Origin of the sequence: Streptomyces sp. NBC_00525, from assembly GCF_036346595.1 — a bacterium.
In the GTDB taxonomy this organism is placed as follows: Bacteria; Actinomycetota; Actinomycetes; order Streptomycetales; family Streptomycetaceae; genus Streptomyces.
On sequence record NZ_CP107834.1, the window covers coordinates 4,952,818 to 4,967,095 of the forward strand.

The following is a 14,278-nucleotide window of genomic DNA, read 5'->3' on the forward strand; positions in this document are numbered from 1 at the left end:
TGACCTTTGCCTCATGAACGAAGGAACTCAACTCCTCGAATCCCGCGAAGCCTTCTACCGCCGTGAGCGCAGGTCCGTGCCGCTCGTACGGAGGTTCGTGGGGCAGGCCCTGGTCGATTGGGCGTGCGAGGAGCGCAAGGTGAACACGGACGATGTGCTGCTCTGCGTGAGCGAACTCGCGACCAACGCGCTCGTGCACGGGGTGCCGCCGGGGCGTGGATTCAAGCTGTTCCTGTACTGGGAGTGCGTCAGGGGTCGGCTGCGGGTCGAGATGCACGACAGCGGGGACGGCGAGGTGCTGGGATCGGCCCGGTGGCCGGAGCCCCTGGCGGAGGGCGGGCGCGGGCTGACGCTGGTCGCCGCGCTCGCGGAGAAGTGGGGCGTCGGGGAGCGGAATCCGGGGAAGATCGTCTGGTGCGAGTTCGCGGCCCCGGCGCGCATCCTTGCCGAACCGGCAAGGATGTTTGCCGGGCAGGCCGGACGGGGCGCACCATCGCCGCAGATGGAGGTGCGCGCATGAGCGACATGACGCAGATGTACGACGTAGTGGTGGTCGGCGGCGGGGCCGCCGGGCTGAGCGGGGCCCTCGCCCTCGGCCGGGCCCGGCGCTCGGTGCTGGTGATCGATTCGGGCAGCCCGCGCAACGCGCCCGCGTCCCACATGCACAACTACCTGGGCCGCGAGGGCACCCCGCCCTCGGAGCTCCTGGCGATCGGCCGGGAGGAGGTGGCCGGGTACGGCGTGGAGTTCCTGAGCGGCGAGGCACTGGTGGCCGAGCGGCTGCCGGACGACGCGTACCGGGTGGTGTGCGCGGACGGCACGGCCGTCACGGCGCGCCGGCTGCTGGTGACCACGGGGCTGACCGACGAACTGCCGCCGATCGAGGGCCTGGCCGAACGGTGGGGCCGCGACGTGCTGCACTGCCCGTACTGCCACGGCTGGGAGGTGCGGGACGCGGCGATCGGTGTCGTCGCCACGAGCGGTATGGCCGTCCACCAGGCGCTGTTGTGGCGGCAGTGGAGCGACGACGTCACCCTCTTCCTGCACCGGGGACCGGAGCCCGGTGACGAGGAGTACGAGCAGTTGGCGGCGCGCGGGATCGCCGTCGTGGACGGCGAGGTCGCCGGGCTGGAGGCGAGCGGCGACCGGCTGACCGGGGTGCGGCTCGCGGACGGCCGGGTGGTCGAGCGGGCGGCCGTGGTCGTCCAGCCCCGGTTCACGGCCCGGTCCGGGCTGCTGGAGAGCCTGGGACTGCGGCCCGTCGCGGTGGAGGCCGCCGGAGACACGATCGGCTCGTCCGTCGAGGCGGACCCGACCGGCCGCACGGCGGCGGCCGGCGTATGGGTGGCGGGAAACGTGACCGGGCTGATGGACCAGGTCATCGTCGCGGCGGCGGCCGGGCTGAAGGCGGGCGCGGCCATCAACGGGGACCTCGTCCTGGCGGACACCCGGCGTGCCGTGGAGGCCCGCGACACCCCCTCCGACGCGGAGATGTGGGACGACCGGTACCGCGAGAGCGACCGGATCTGGAGCGGGAACCCGAACACCGTGCTGGTCCGCGAGGCCGGCGAGCTGAAGCCGGGCCGGGCGCTCGACCTGGGCTGCGGGGAGGGTGCCGACGCGGTGTGGCTGGCCCGCCGGGGCTGGGAGGTCACCGCGACGGACATCTCGCGGGTGGCGCTGGCCCGCGCCGCCGGGCACGCGGCGGAGGGGGAGGTCGCCGACCGGGTGGACTGGCGGTTCTGCGACCTGGGCGCCTCGTTCCCCGAAGGGGAGTACGACCTCGTCTCGGCCCACTACCTGCACTCCATGGGCGACCTGCCGCGCGAGCGCATCCTGCACCGGGCGGCGCGCGCGGTGGCCCCCGGCGGGGTGCTGCTGATCGTGGGCCACGCGGGCTTCCCGGCCTGGGACCACCACCACGCGGCCATGCACTTCCCGACCCCGGACGAGGTGCTGGCCTCGCTGGAGCTGCCGGAGGGGGAGTGGGAGGTGCTGCTCAGCGAGGAGTTCGAGCGCGTCCAGAACGACCCGGACGGCAATCCGACCACCCGGACGGACAACGCGCTCAAGCTCCGGCGGCGGTGAGCCGCGTATAGGACCAGAACTGACCTATACGGCTTCTAAAGTCGTTTCTGACGGCGGAACAGGAACGACGGAAGGCAGCACATCATGAACGCCAGCAGCGAGAAGACCACCGCGTCCACCGGCTCGGACGAGAGCGCGGAGTTCCTCCAGGCGCTGGGTGAGCACCGGAACTTCCTGCGGTTCACCGCCCGTGACCTGACCGACGAGCAGGCCGGGCAGCGGACCACGGCGAGCGAGCTGTGCGTCGGCGGCCTCATCAAGCACGTCACCGCGGTCGAGCAGGGCTGGGTGGGCTTCATCGAGAAGGGCCCCTCGGCGATGCCCGACTTCAGCGAGCTGACGGAGGCCGACTACCAGAAGCGGGCGGACGAGTTCCGGATGCTGCCGGGGGAGACCCTGGCCGGTGTGCTGGACGCCTACGCCGAGGTGGCCGCCCGCACCGACGCGCTGGTCGCGTCCCTGCCCGACCTGGGGCTCTCGCACCCCCTGCCGAAGGCCCCGTGGTTCCAGGCGGACGCGCACTGGTCGGTCCGCCGCGTACTGATGCACATCATCGCCGAGACCGCCCAGCACGCAGGCCACGCCGACATCATCCGCGAGGCCCTGGACGGCCAGAAGACGATGGGCTGACGGGGCACACCACCGCGCCCGCCGCCCGCTCCCGGCAGGGGAGGGGCGGCGGGCGCGGTGGTGCGGTGGTGCGGTGCGGGGATCAGGCGGCCTCGGCGGCCGTCTTGATCGCGGAGATGTCGAAGTTCAGCTTCACCTTGTCGCTGACCATGACGCCGCCGGTCTCCAGCGCCGCGTTCCAGGTCAGGCCCCAGTCGGAGCGCAGGATCTCGGCGCTGCCCTCGAAGCCGACGCGCTCGTTGCCGTAGGGGTCGGTGGCGGAGCCGTTGAACTCCAGGTCGATGGCGAGCGGGCGGGTCACGTCCTTGATGGTGAGGTCGCCCGTGACGCGGTACTTCTCGCCGCCGAGCTGCTCCGCGGAGGTCGAGCGGAACGTCATCAGGGGGAACTTCTCGGCGTCGAAGAAGTCGCCGCTCACCAGGTGGCCGTCGCGGTCCTTGATGCCCGTGTCCACGCTGGCGATCTTCACGTCGATCGAGGCCGTCGAGTTGGCCGGGTCGCCGCCGTCCAGCGTGAGGGAACCCTCGTGCTCGGCGAAGGAGCCGCGCACGTTGGTGACCATGGCGTGACGCACGGTGAAGCCGATGCTGCTGTGCGCCGGGTCGATCGTGTAGTCACCGGTGAGGGCGGCCAGGGCGGGGTCGACCTCGGCCGTGGTCACGGCGGTGGCGGCGGTGTCGTTCTTGCGGTTGAACAGAGCCATGGCTCCTCCTCGGGGACGAGGTCGAGAGCGGGCCCGACCTGTTGTTTAACCTTCAACGAGATTCACTGTAGCCCCATCTTGTTCAAAGTTCAACATCTACTGGCCGGGCCTCGCGGGAGCGTCAGGAACCGACACTCACCGTGAACCGCCTCGGGTTGCCGTCGTTCGCCGCCCCCGACACGTCCGGCTGCCCCTCCGGCCGTACGTCGTCGTACGGGAACGCGTAGCCGATCGGGCTGTTGGCGTGGACGATCCGGGACCAGTGGTTGGTCACCGCACCCCGGTAGTAGTCGGCCGCCGAGGTGCCGTTCGGCTGGTCCGGGTGGCTGAGCATGATCGAGCGGTTGAAGCCCGCCGCGAGCCGCGCCAGCAGCGCCTTCTTGTCGTCGCTGTCCGCCGGGTTGTTGGTGAACGGCCCGTGGTTGCAGGTGAAGATGTCCTTCGAGGACGGCCGGGCGAAGGTGTGCCCGCCCTCGAACACCAGCGTGTCGCCGCTCACCCGGCCGGTGCGCACGCCCCGCCCGCCCTGGAGGTCGATCCGCAGGTCCGTCGAGCGGTACTTGTCCCAGACCTGGTCGACGTACCCCGTGAACAGGTCGCGGAACGGCATCTGGTCCGGGCGGTCGAAGTAGGGCGCCATCAGGTTCTGCGGGGAGATGACCCGCAGCACGCTGCCGTTCGCGCCGCGGGTCACCAACCGGTCCCAGGGCCGGCCGTCCGCGGCCGCCTGGGCGATGAGGCCGTCGGCGATCCGCTGCACGGCGCCGGCGGGAAGCGGGGCGACCGTGTGCGTGGCGTCGCCCTCCAAGGTCAGGCCGATCGGCAGCGCGGTCACCAGATCGACGTAGCTGATGTTCGCGTACAGCTGCTGCGGGTTGAACGTGAACTCGCAGAACGACCAGGTGCGCCCGTAGTTCGGGTCCGCCGGGGTCGCGAACGCCGGCTCGACCAGGGCGGGTCCCGGATTGAGGAAGAAGTCCAGGGTGTCGTCCCGCACGAAGTACACCCGCGCCCCGAACATCTGAGGCAGCGTCAGTACGACCGGCGCGCCGCCCGCCCCGTTCAGCGGGATGGCGCAGTCCACCGGCAGCGGGGTCTGCGGGGCGGCCGGGGAGTCCGGCCGGCAGACCCCGCCGCCGGGCCGCAGCAGGACCCAGCGGCCGGTGGACTGCTCGTGGCCGGTGACATAGGCGTTGACGCAGCCCGGCAACGAGCGGTTGACCAGGGCCAGTTCACAGGTGGCGGCGGACGCCGACGCCACTGGGCTCAGGGCGCTGCCCCACAGGGGGTAGGTCAGCGCGGTGGCGGCGGCGGCCGAGCCCGTCAGAAACTTCCGGCGCGAGAACATACGGCGACTCCCGAGTGGGTGGGGGGTGGGGGTGCGACCACGGTGGGGGGTGGAGGTGCGACCACTTTCGCGAGGCCCGGCACAGCCGTCAAGACTTATGGCTGAGAGCGCTCTCAAAAAAAAGAAGTCTTCACAACTCGACGCCTCCCAACGGTACTTGGGCCATCCGACCCCAACCGCGCCCCAGTTGTGATCAGAAGCCGAACACGGTGTCCGGCCACCGGAGCCGGCCGTCCGCACCCCGTTGTGCGCGGACCCTGGGAAGGAACGGCCACCCACGCGTACGCTCGTGAACCATGGGGGAGCTGAGAGCGGACTGGCGGCTGCGGCTGCGCCCGGACGGCCCGGAGAACGCGGTGTGCGGGGCCGGCGTCCTGATCACCCAGGACCGCGTCCTGACCTGCGCCCACGTGGTCGGCGACCCGCACGCCCGGATGTGGGTGGAGTTCGCCGAGAACCCCGCCATCCCCCCGGTCGCCGCTCGCGTCGCCCCGGACGGCTGGCTGCCCGGCCGCGCGGGGCCCGACCGCGAGGACATCGCCGTGCTCGCCCTGGACAGCCCCCGCCCCCAGGCCCGCCCCGCCCCGCTCGCCCGGCACCTCGAACGCGGCGCCGAGGTCTGGCTCGGCGGCTACGCCGCACCCTTCGACGCGGACGGCATGTGGCTCTCCGGCCGGATCAGCGGACTCCACGGCGACTGGGTCCAGCTCGACGCCCGCACCAACGCCGAGGTGGTGCGCCCCGGCTTCAGCGGCGCCGCCGTCCACACCGGCCGCCGGGGCGCCCGCCCCGAACACGTCGTCGGGCTCGTCGTCAGCTGGCGCGGAGACCTGGAGCGCGAGCTGCCCACCGACAACGACCTCGCCTTCTCGTACATGATCCCCGTCGACCGCGTCGCCCGGCTCGTCCCGCTGGTCGCCGAGCTGAGCGGCCCGGACGGCTGGGACCACGCCTTCGCCGACCGGCTGCGCCGCTGGTTCGCGGGCACCGACCAGCCCGCCGTCCGCTTCACCGTCGTCCCGGCCGGCGGCGGCCGCGACCGCACCCTGCTCCACCAGCTGCACCGCGCCCACCTCATCCACCGGGGCGGACAGGGCCGCCCCGACGCACTGGTGGACGCCCTCGTCGCCCGGCTCCGGCCGCCCCAGCACCAGCGCAACCGCTACCGCGACTGGCTCCTGGAGGGCGGCGACGAACCCGAACGCTCCCTCGCCGGCCCGCCCGCCGCCACCGGCCCGGTCCTCGCGGTGATCGGCCTGGACGAGGACCCCGACCCGGCCGGCCTCGTCCGGGTCCTGGCCCGCGTACGCACCCTCGGTTTCCGGCTGCTGATCGTCGTACGCGGCACCGAGGGGCCCGGACTCGACGCGGTGGAGAGCGAACTGCTCGTCCCGGCCCTGGACGAACGCGCCGAGGAACTGCTGCGCCGAGCCGAGCACATGGAGCGCGTCTGGCTCCGCCTCGGCGCCCTCACCGACTCCGCCTCCGCCCCGCCCCGGCCCGGCGCCGACCCCGCCATCCGCCGTCGCCGCCTGCACGACCTGCGCGCGCTCCCCGACCCCCGCGACCGGCTGGCCGCGCTCAAACAGCTCTTACGCGACTTACGCGCCGACCTCACGGCCACCGCCGGCCACCCCGGACCGGCCGGACCCGGCCTCCCGGAACAGCGCACCGGCCCCGCGGGGCGCCCATGAGGATTCCCTGCCCGCACCGCCGCTTCACCGGCGCCCCCTGCGACGGCGCCGTCCTGCCCACCGGGCACTGCGACACCTGCGGCCGCGACGAGACCGCCCCCGGCCTCCCGCCACTGCCCGCCGCCCCCGAGGACCACGGCCCCGCCGGGCTCCTCGAACTCCCGCTCCTCGATTCGGGCAGCCCCGCCGAACGCCTGGCCGCCGCCGAGCAGCCGGTCCGCATCGTGATGACCTGCTCCGCCAAGGCGTGCGGCACCGCCTTCGTCCCGCCCCACACCGCCGCCCCGCCCCCGGACGAGGGCTACTGCCCGGTCTGCGGGGCGCCCTACTCCTACCGCCCCGAACTCACCAGGGACGGGCCGCCGCTCCAGGACCAGTACCGCATCCGGGGCCCCATCGCACACGGCGGCCAGGGCTGGGTCTACCTCGCCGAGGACACCCACCTGGAGGACTTCGTCGCCGTCAAGGGCCTCCTCAACCGCTACGCCGAGCGCGGCGCCGCCCAGGCCGGCGAGGAACGCCGCAGCCTGGTCGCCATCCGCCACGAACGCATCGTCCAGATCCGCGACTTCGTCTCCACCACCAACGAGGACGGCACCGTCTCCGGCGGCTACATCGTGATGGAGGACGTCGGCGACCGCACCCTGTCCGCCGTCGTCGAATCCGTCCGCCGGGGCACCTTCGTCCTCGACATCGAGCACGTCCTCACCTACGGCTGCCAGATCCTGGAGGCCCTCTCCCATCTGCACGGCATGGGCTTCCTCTACGGGGACATGAAGCCGTCCAACGTCATCCACCACCTCGACGGCATCAAGGTCATCGACCTCGGCGGCGTCCGCAAGGCCGGCAGCGCCGACCCGCCGCCCGTCATCACCCCCTACTTCGCCGCCCCCGAGACGGACGGCACCCAGCCCCTCACCGTCGCCCACGACGTGCACACCGTCGGCGTCACCCTCGCCGAACTCGCCCGCTGGGCGGTCGGCGACGACGTACCCGGACTCGGCATCAGCTCCTTCCGGCTCGCCGTCGCCCGCGCCACCGCCGAGGACCCCGAGCAGCGGTTCGGCACCGCCGACGACATGGCCGGACAACTGCGCGGCGTACTGCGCGAGATCCGCGCCCTGCGCGGCAAACGCGACCAGCCCGAGCCCTCCGCCCACTTCACGCCCTCCGCCGAACTCCTCGGCGCCCGCCTGGGCTCCGTCCCCGACTACGCCCAGTGGCTGCGCCGCCCGCCGCACCGCCGCCGCGAGGCCCCGCCCGCCCCCGCCCTCGACCCGGGCACGCCCACCCCCACCGAGATCGCCCGCCGCCTCCCGGTGCCCCGGCCCTACCCCGGCGACCCGCAGGCCACCCGCTTCGGCGTCAGCAGCTACGACCCCGCCCAGCCGCTCGCCCAGCCCGCCACCGGCGAGCGGTCCGTCGAGATCTGCCTGCACAACGCCCGGCTGCTGCTCGGCCAGGAGGGCGGCGAAGCCCTGGCCGCCGCCCACGAACAGGTCGAGGCGGCGGCCGCCATCCCCGGCCCCGGACCGGTCCGGCAGTGGCGGCTCGGCTGGCACCGCGGCCTGGTCGCGCTGCGCGGCGCCGACGTACGGCCCGAGGAACGCGCGGAACTGCTGGCCGCCGCCCACCACCACTTCGCCGCCGTGCACCGGGCCCTGCCCGGCGAGTACGCCGCCAAACTGGCCCTCGCCTACAGCGCCGAACAACTCGGCCCCGCCGGCGGCCTGCCGCCCGGCCCGTCCGCGTACGAACTCTTCCGCGCGGTGCACGCCCGCAACCCCTCGCACGTCGGCGCCGCCCTGGGCCTGGCCCGGCTCGCCCTCGCCCGCGGCGACCGGGCCGCCGCCGTCGCCGTCCTGGACCTCGTCCCCGACGAGTCCCGCGACCACACCGTCGCCCGCGTCGCCGCCCTGCGCATCCGGGCCGCCCGGCTCGCTGCGGGGGAGCACCCGCTGCCCGGCGAGGCGGAGATCGACGCCGCCCTGGCCGGACTCGGACCCGTCGCCGCCGGGGACGAGGCCGCCTGGCTGCTGCGCACCGAGCTGTACGAGTGGAAGCTCGACGCCGTACGCGCCGCCGGCGCCCCCGCACCCCGCCGCACCTGGCCGCGCCGGGGCCTGCCGCCCCCGCCCGTGCCCGGCGAACGGGCGGTCCGCGCCGAACTGGAGCAGTGCTACCGCTGGCTCGCCCGCCAGCGGCTGCGGCCCGAGGAGCACGAACACCTCATCGACCTCTCGCACGCGGTCCGGCCGCAGACCAGGTTCTGAGCCGCCCGCCCCGCGACCGCCCGACCCGCCCCCCAACCGCCCGACCCGCACCGCGGGCGCCCGCAGCCGGACGGCTGCCGCGCCCGGTGCCGTACCCCTGGAGAACCCGCCCATGGCCGCTCCCGCCGCGCCGCCGGCCGGACTCGCCTTCGCCGTGTCCGTCGACGTCCGGCGCGACCAGCAGCCGCACCACGACAGCCGCGTCGACGCCCACGTCCGGATCAAGGCCACCGGCACCGGCCCCCGCGACCGGCGCCCCGCCGTCGAACTCGCCGTCGTCATCGCCCTGGACGTCGCCCCCGCCCGCCGCGGCGCCGCCGCCGCCGCCCTCGCCGCCGCCCTGCGCACCCTGCCCGACGGACTGTCCTTCGCCGTCCTCGGCGGCCCCGGAGACTGCGGACCCGCCCGCTGCTACCCGCTGCGCGGCCACTGGGCGCTCGCCGACCCCGACGAACGGCGCCGCGCCGCCTTCAGCGCCGGCCGCCTCCCCCCGACCCCCGACGACCGCCCGCCGCCCGGCTACGGCGGCTGGCTCGCCGCCGCCCGCGACCTGTTCGCCCACCGCCCCCTGCCCGTACGCCACCTGATCCTCGTCACCGACGGCGGCGGCCACCGCCCGGCCGACGAACCGGACCGGGACGACAGCCCACTGCGCGCCGAACTCGCCGCCTGCGCCGGGGCGTTCAGCGCTGACGTGCTGGCCATCGGCACCGACTGGGACCCCGCCCCACTGCTCGCCCTCACCGAAGCCCTGCACGGCACCGCCGACACCGCGCCCGACCGGTTCGCCCCCGCCGTCACCGCGGCCCTGCGGCGGCTGCGCCGGGTCCGCAGCCCCGAACTGCCCGTCGTCGTCACCGCCCGCCCCGCCGTGACCGGGGTGACGCTGACCGAGACCGCGCCCCGGCCCCTCCTGCTCACCGCGGCCACCCCGGCCGGGAACCGCCACCGGTACGCGTTCGCCACCCACCAGTGGGAGCCCGGCACCCGCGACTACCTCCTCACCCTGGCCGCCGACGCCGGCACCGAACCGCTCGGCGTGCTCCTCCAGTTGGCCGCCGTCTCCGTCGGCGACGCCGCCGCCCCGCTCCTGGTCCGCTGGCTGCCGCCCGGCGTCGCGGTCGGCGCGGGCGGCACCGGACCGGGAGCCGCCGGCGGCGGGGACGGCGGGGGAGGCACCGTCGACGCGGTCAACGCGGCAACCCGGATGCGCGCCGCCCTCAACCGCGGCTACGCCGCCCTGGACCCGATGAGCCGCGAGGAGGCCGAGCAGCAGTTCGGCCTCGCCGTCCGGCTCGCCCACGAGATCGGCGCCGCCTGGGTCCTGGCCGACGTCCGCAAGGTCGCCGACATCCTCGACGGAGCCCGCGGCCTCGTCCGGGTCGGCCCGACCGTCGACCGGGGAACCGTCCGCGAGGGACGGCTGCACGTCGCGTCCGGCCATCTCCTCGACCTGCCCGCCCACCCCGCCGGCACCCCCCGCGCCTGCCCCGGCTGCCGCCACCTCGCCGGGCCGCACGCCCGGTACTGCATCGCCTGCGGGAGGCCCCTGTGACCCGCATCCTCCGGGCCCGCCGGCGCACCGGCTCACGCACCCGGCGCCTGCTCGAACTCCACCTCCTCGTCGCCGTGCTCTCCGCCCTCCTGTCCGTCACCGCCCTGCTCGTCTCGTACCGCGAGGTGCAGAACGCCGCCGGCGAGATGCGCACCCACGCCGCGCCCGCCGTCCAGGGCGTGGCCTCCACCCAGCTCGCCCTGCTCCGCGCCCACCAGGAGGCCGTCACCTCCGTGTCCACCGGCATCGACCGGGTCGTCGGCGCCGGAGCCCGCTACGAGGCCCAGCTCGCCGCCGCCAACCAGGGCCTCTCCCGGCTCTCCGACGTACAGATCGACGGGGCGCGCGGCCGGGGCATCCTGGAGACCGTCAACGGCGTGCTGACCTCCTACAGCGGCTCCATCACGCCGGGGACCGCCAAATACGTGGACGACGAGCTGATGCAGGCGCAGAAGCTCGCCGAGGCCGAACGGCAGCTCGACCGCCCCGGCACCGGCGTGGTGCCCCGGCTGGACGTCCTCCAGCACCACCAGATGCGGCGCATGACCCGGATCAGCACCCTGGGCCCCCTCCAGCGCACCGGCTGGGCCCTCGCCGAACTGGGACTGCTGGTCCTCGCCCTGACCCTGCTCAGTGCCCTGCGGCTGCTGCGCACCCGCTGCGGCCGCAGCCTGGACGCGTGGCTGCTCCCGGCGCTGCTGCTGACCGCCGCCCTCGCCGTCGTACCGCTGCGGGCCACCGTCGCCACCCAGCAGCGGCTGGACACCGCACGCCACGGACTGACCGCCATCCAGGAACGGGCCGCCGACCACGAGCGCCTCCCCGAGGCCCAGTCCTACGTCACCCGCACCTCGCTCGACCTGCGCGACCGGCTGGCCGCCGAGAGCTGGCAGGGCTGGACCTACTACGGGGCGCTCGGCGCGGGCACCCTCGTCCTGCTGCTGCCGGTCGCCGGCCTCGGCCGCAGGCTCACCGCCGACTACTACTGGAGGGCCGGATGAGACGCCCGCCCCGGTCGCTCCTGCTCGTCCTCGCCCTGCTGCTCACCGCCACCGGCTGCGGCCTCGCGGCCCCCGGCGGCGCCGACACCGAACCGAAGGTCACCATCCTCGGCCCCTGGACCGACACCCAGGAGGAACAGTTCAAGGACGTCCTGGACGGCCTCGGCATCCCGTACACGTACCAGGGCACCGCGGCCACCCGCGAGGTGCTGCTCGCCGAGGTCCAGGCCGGCAACCCGCCGGACATCGCGATCCTGCCCGGCGTCGGCGAACTCGTGGAGTACGCCGAGGAGGACCGGCTCCAGCCGCTGACCGGCCTGTACGACGAGAAGGAGTACGGCAGGCCGTGGCTGCCCGACGCCGGGGGCCTGGACGAGCACCTGTGGGTGCCGCTCAAGGTGGACCTCAAGTCCATCGTCTGGTTCCGCAAGGGCGAGATCCCGCCGGAACGGCCCGCCCCGCTGCGCGACTGGTGCCTGGCCATGGGCGACGACGGCGCCTCCGGCTGGCCCGGCAGCGACTGGATCGAGGACCTCCTCCTCCAGCAGGCCGGACCCGTGCTGTACGCCCGCTGGGCGACCGGCGAGCTGGAGTGGACCGCCCCGCAGGTGCAGCGGGCCTGGCGCACCTGGGCCGGCCTGCTGGCCCCGGGCCCGGACGTGCTGCGCGAAGCCGTCCTCACCGGCGACCACCGGGGCGAGGAGGGCGGGCACGGGCTGCTCTTCGGCCCCGGCGGCTGCTCCCTGGAACACCAGGGCTCCTTCGCCCGCGCCCTCTACGGCGACCGGGGCGACCGGGCCGACTTCGTGGACTCGGCGCGGCTGCTGCCCGGCGGACCGTACAAGGTGAGGGCGCACGAGGTCTCCGCCGACTTCGCGGCGCTGTTCGGCAAGGGCGACCGGGCCCGCGCGCTGCTCAAGCGGCTCACCTCCGAGCAGGCGCAGCAGGAGTGGGCCCGCGAGGGCGGGGTATTCTCGGCGAACTCCGCGGTCCCGTCGCACGCGGGGGCGGTGGCGGCGAAGGTGGGCCGGCGCCTGACGGGCCAGCGGGTGCCGCTGTGCCTGGACGCCTCGGACGTGATGCCGGCGGCGGTGCGGGACGCCTTCTACGAGGCGGTCCTGCTGACCGTGGCGCATCCCGAGGAGCCGGTGCTCCCGCGCCTGAAGGACATCCAGAAGGTGCAGCGGGAACAGCCCGCCACCATCCCCCGGCTCACCGGCGTGTGCGGCAGGCCACAATGAACACTTTGTGAGACCTCCACAAACGATGCCGGGTACCGGCTGGTACTTCGCCTGCATCGTCGTGGGCTTCTGTCAGGCTCCACCAGTAAACCGGGCACGAGACTGTACGGAGTCAACGGCACGAATCCCTTGGCCGGGTTCGTAGGGTCGGTACATGACCGTTGTGGACGAAACCCAGGGCGAGCCGAGCGACACCCGCGGCCGCGTGGCCGAACTGCTGGCACTGCGCGAGCAGGCCCGCCGCGGACCCAGCGACCGGGCTACCGAGGCGCAGCACGCCAAGGGCAAGCTGACCGCGCGCGAGCGCATCGAGCTGCTCCTGGACCCGGACTCGTTCCACGAGGTCGAACAGCTCCGCCGCCACCGGGCGACGGGTTTCGGCCTGGAGGCGAAGAAGCCGTACACGGACGGTGTGATCACCGGCTGGGGGACGGTGGAGGGCCGCACGGTCTTCGTGTACGCGCATGACTTCCGGATCTTCGGCGGTGCGCTGGGCGAGGCCCACGCCACGAAGATCCACAAGATCATGGACATGGCCATCTCGGCGGGTGCGCCGCTGGTGTCGCTGAACGACGGCGCGGGTGCCCGTATCCAGGAGGGCGTCTCGGCGCTCGCCGGCTACGGCGGCATCTTCCAGCGCAACACGCGTGCCTCGGGTGTCATCCCGCAGATCAGCGTGATGCTGGGCCCGTGCGCGGGCGGGGCGGCCTACAGTCCGGCTCTGACGGACTTCGTGTTCATGGTCCGCGAGACCTCGCAGATGTTCATCACCGGTCCGGACGTCGTGAAGGCGGTGACGGGCGAGGAGATCACGCAGAACGGCCTCGGTGGCGCCGACGTGCACGCCGAGACCTCGGGCGTCGCGCACTTCGCGTACGACGACGAGGAGACCTGCATCGCCGAGGTCCGCTACCTCATCGGGATGCTGCCCTCCAACAACCGGGAGAACCCGCCCGCCGCGGCGAGCGACGACCCGGCCGACCGGCGCGGCGACGCCCTGCTCGACCTCGTACCCGCCGACGGCAACCGCCCGTACGACATGCACAAGGTCATCGAGGAACTCGTCGACGACGGCGACTACCTGGAGATCCACGAGCGCTGGGCCCGCAACATCATCTGCGCCCTGGCCCGGATGGACGGCCAGGTCGTCGGCATCGTCGCCAACCAGCCCCAGGCCCTGGCGGGTGTCCTGGACATCGAGGCGTCCGAGAAGGCCGCACGGTTCGTCCAGATGTGTGACGCCTTCAACATTCCCATCATCACTCTTCTGGACGTACCCGGCTTCCTGCCCGGCGTGGATCAGGAGCACGGTGGGATCATCCGGCACGGCGCGAAGCTGCTCTACGCGTACTGCAACGCGACGGTGCCGCGTATCTCGCTGATCCTGCGCAAGGCGTACGGCGGGGCCTACATCGTCATGGACAGCCAGTCCATCGGCGCCGACCTCACCTACGCCTGGCCCACCAACGAGATCGCCGTGATGGGCGCCGAAGGTGCCGCCAACGTCATCTTCCGCCGGCAGATCGCGGAGGCCGAGGACCCCGAGGCCATGCGGACCCGCATGGTCAAGGAGTACAAGACCGAGCTGATGCACCCGTACTACGCCGCCGAGCGCGGGCTCGTCGACGACGTCATCGACCCCGCGGAGACGCGCGAGGTACTGATCGCCTCGCTCGCCATGCTCCGCTCCAAGCACGCCGACCTGCCGGCCCGCAAGCACGGCAACCCCCCGCAGTAGAAGACGG

Annotated in this window: 11 protein-coding genes; 9 read left to right on the top strand and 2 right to left on the bottom strand. The window is 73.8% G+C overall.

Going from position 1 to position 14,278, the window contains the following annotated elements; translation table 11 throughout:
* Positions 1 to 13: 13 nt before the first annotated feature.
* The 3 genes from OG710_RS22180 to OG710_RS22190 all read left to right on the top strand — a co-directional run bounded on the left by OG710_RS22180 (position 14) and on the right by OG710_RS22190 (position 2,718).
* Positions 14 to 520 carry an ATP-binding protein gene (locus tag OG710_RS22180; protein WP_330240879.1) on the top strand — a complete coding sequence of 169 codons (507 nt, stop codon included), beginning with the start codon at positions 14 to 16 and terminating at the stop codon, positions 518 to 520.
* Positions 517 to 2,088 (top strand): FAD-dependent oxidoreductase, encoded by a 1,572-nt coding sequence (locus tag OG710_RS22185; RefSeq protein ID WP_330240880.1) that lies wholly within the window; start codon positions 517 to 519, stop codon positions 2,086 to 2,088. Before OG710_RS22180 ends, OG710_RS22185 begins: the two co-directional genes overlap by 4 nt.
* A gap of 84 nt (positions 2,089 to 2,172) precedes the next feature.
* Positions 2,173 to 2,718: a DinB family protein gene (locus tag OG710_RS22190; protein ID WP_330240881.1), complete on the top strand. Its 546-nt coding sequence runs from the start codon at positions 2,173 to 2,175 to the stop codon at positions 2,716 to 2,718.
* An 82-nt stretch (positions 2,719 to 2,800) separates the two neighbouring features.
* On the opposite strand, the gene OG710_RS22195 is transcribed toward OG710_RS22190, so the two are convergent.
* Together OG710_RS22195 and OG710_RS22200 are read right to left on the bottom strand one after the other, a co-directional pair.
* Positions 2,801 to 3,421, bottom strand: coding sequence for a YceI family protein (locus OG710_RS22195; RefSeq protein WP_330240882.1), 621 nt, complete (start codon positions 3,419 to 3,421; stop codon positions 2,801 to 2,803).
* Positions 3,422 to 3,542: 121 nt separating this feature from the next.
* Positions 3,543 to 4,769 carry a glycoside hydrolase family 64 protein gene (locus tag OG710_RS22200; RefSeq protein WP_330240883.1) on the bottom strand — a complete coding sequence of 409 codons (1,227 nt, stop codon included), beginning with the start codon at positions 4,767 to 4,769 and terminating at the stop codon, positions 3,543 to 3,545.
* 296 nt (positions 4,770 to 5,065) lie between these two features.
* Between OG710_RS22200 and OG710_RS22205 the strand changes: the two genes are divergently transcribed.
* The 6 genes from OG710_RS22205 (at position 5,066) to OG710_RS22230 (ending at position 14,271) form a co-directional block, all read left to right on the top strand.
* Positions 5,066 to 6,463 carry a S1 family peptidase gene (locus OG710_RS22205; protein ID WP_330240884.1) on the top strand — a complete coding sequence of 466 codons (1,398 nt, stop codon included), beginning with the start codon at positions 5,066 to 5,068 and terminating at the stop codon, positions 6,461 to 6,463.
* Positions 6,460 to 8,736, top strand: a complete 2,277-nt coding sequence (locus tag OG710_RS22210; RefSeq protein WP_330240885.1) for a serine/threonine protein kinase — start codon at positions 6,460 to 6,462, stop codon at positions 8,734 to 8,736. The genes OG710_RS22205 and OG710_RS22210 overlap by 4 nt, the downstream gene beginning before the upstream one ends.
* Before the next feature lie 112 nt (positions 8,737 to 8,848).
* The gene (locus OG710_RS22215) at positions 8,849 to 10,291 is read left to right on the top strand and encodes a hypothetical protein (protein WP_330240886.1); all 1,443 of its coding nucleotides are present in this window, start codon (positions 8,849 to 8,851) and stop codon (positions 10,289 to 10,291) included.
* A complete protein-coding gene (locus OG710_RS22220; RefSeq protein ID WP_330240887.1) occupies positions 10,288 to 11,292 on the top strand; it encodes a hypothetical protein in 1,005 nt (334 codons plus the stop codon). The genes OG710_RS22215 and OG710_RS22220 overlap by 4 nt, the downstream gene beginning before the upstream one ends.
* The gene (locus tag OG710_RS22225; protein ID WP_330240888.1) at positions 11,289 to 12,533 is read left to right on the top strand and encodes an ABC transporter substrate-binding protein; all 1,245 of its coding nucleotides are present in this window, start codon (positions 11,289 to 11,291) and stop codon (positions 12,531 to 12,533) included. The genes OG710_RS22220 and OG710_RS22225 overlap by 4 nt, the downstream gene beginning before the upstream one ends.
* Before the next feature lie 154 nt (positions 12,534 to 12,687).
* The gene (locus tag OG710_RS22230; RefSeq protein ID WP_330240889.1) at positions 12,688 to 14,271 is read left to right on the top strand and encodes an acyl-CoA carboxylase subunit beta; all 1,584 of its coding nucleotides are present in this window, start codon (positions 12,688 to 12,690) and stop codon (positions 14,269 to 14,271) included.
* The last annotated feature ends 7 nt before the right edge of the window (positions 14,272 to 14,278 follow it).

Excerpts from the sequence above, each read along its gene's own strand:
- OG710_RS22180 (WP_330240879.1), top strand. The coding sequence starts at position 14 with ATGAACGAAGGAACTCAACTCCTCGAATCCCGCGAAGCCTTCTACCGC.
- OG710_RS22185 (WP_330240880.1), top strand. The coding sequence starts at position 517 with ATGAGCGACATGACGCAGATGTACGACGTAGTGGTGGTCGGCGGCGGG.
- OG710_RS22190 (WP_330240881.1), top strand. The coding sequence starts at position 2,173 with ATGAACGCCAGCAGCGAGAAGACCACCGCGTCCACCGGCTCGGACGAG.
- OG710_RS22195 (WP_330240882.1), bottom strand. The coding sequence starts at position 3,421 with ATGGCTCTGTTCAACCGCAAGAACGACACCGCCGCCACCGCCGTGACC.
- OG710_RS22200 (WP_330240883.1), bottom strand. The coding sequence starts at position 4,769 with ATGTTCTCGCGCCGGAAGTTTCTGACGGGCTCGGCCGCCGCCGCCACC.
- OG710_RS22205 (WP_330240884.1), top strand. The coding sequence starts at position 5,066 with ATGGGGGAGCTGAGAGCGGACTGGCGGCTGCGGCTGCGCCCGGACGGC.
- OG710_RS22210 (WP_330240885.1), top strand. The coding sequence starts at position 6,460 with ATGAGGATTCCCTGCCCGCACCGCCGCTTCACCGGCGCCCCCTGCGAC.
- OG710_RS22215 (WP_330240886.1), top strand. The coding sequence starts at position 8,849 with ATGGCCGCTCCCGCCGCGCCGCCGGCCGGACTCGCCTTCGCCGTGTCC.
- OG710_RS22225 (WP_330240888.1), top strand. The coding sequence starts at position 11,289 with ATGAGACGCCCGCCCCGGTCGCTCCTGCTCGTCCTCGCCCTGCTGCTC.
- OG710_RS22230 (WP_330240889.1), top strand. The coding sequence starts at position 12,688 with ATGACCGTTGTGGACGAAACCCAGGGCGAGCCGAGCGACACCCGCGGC.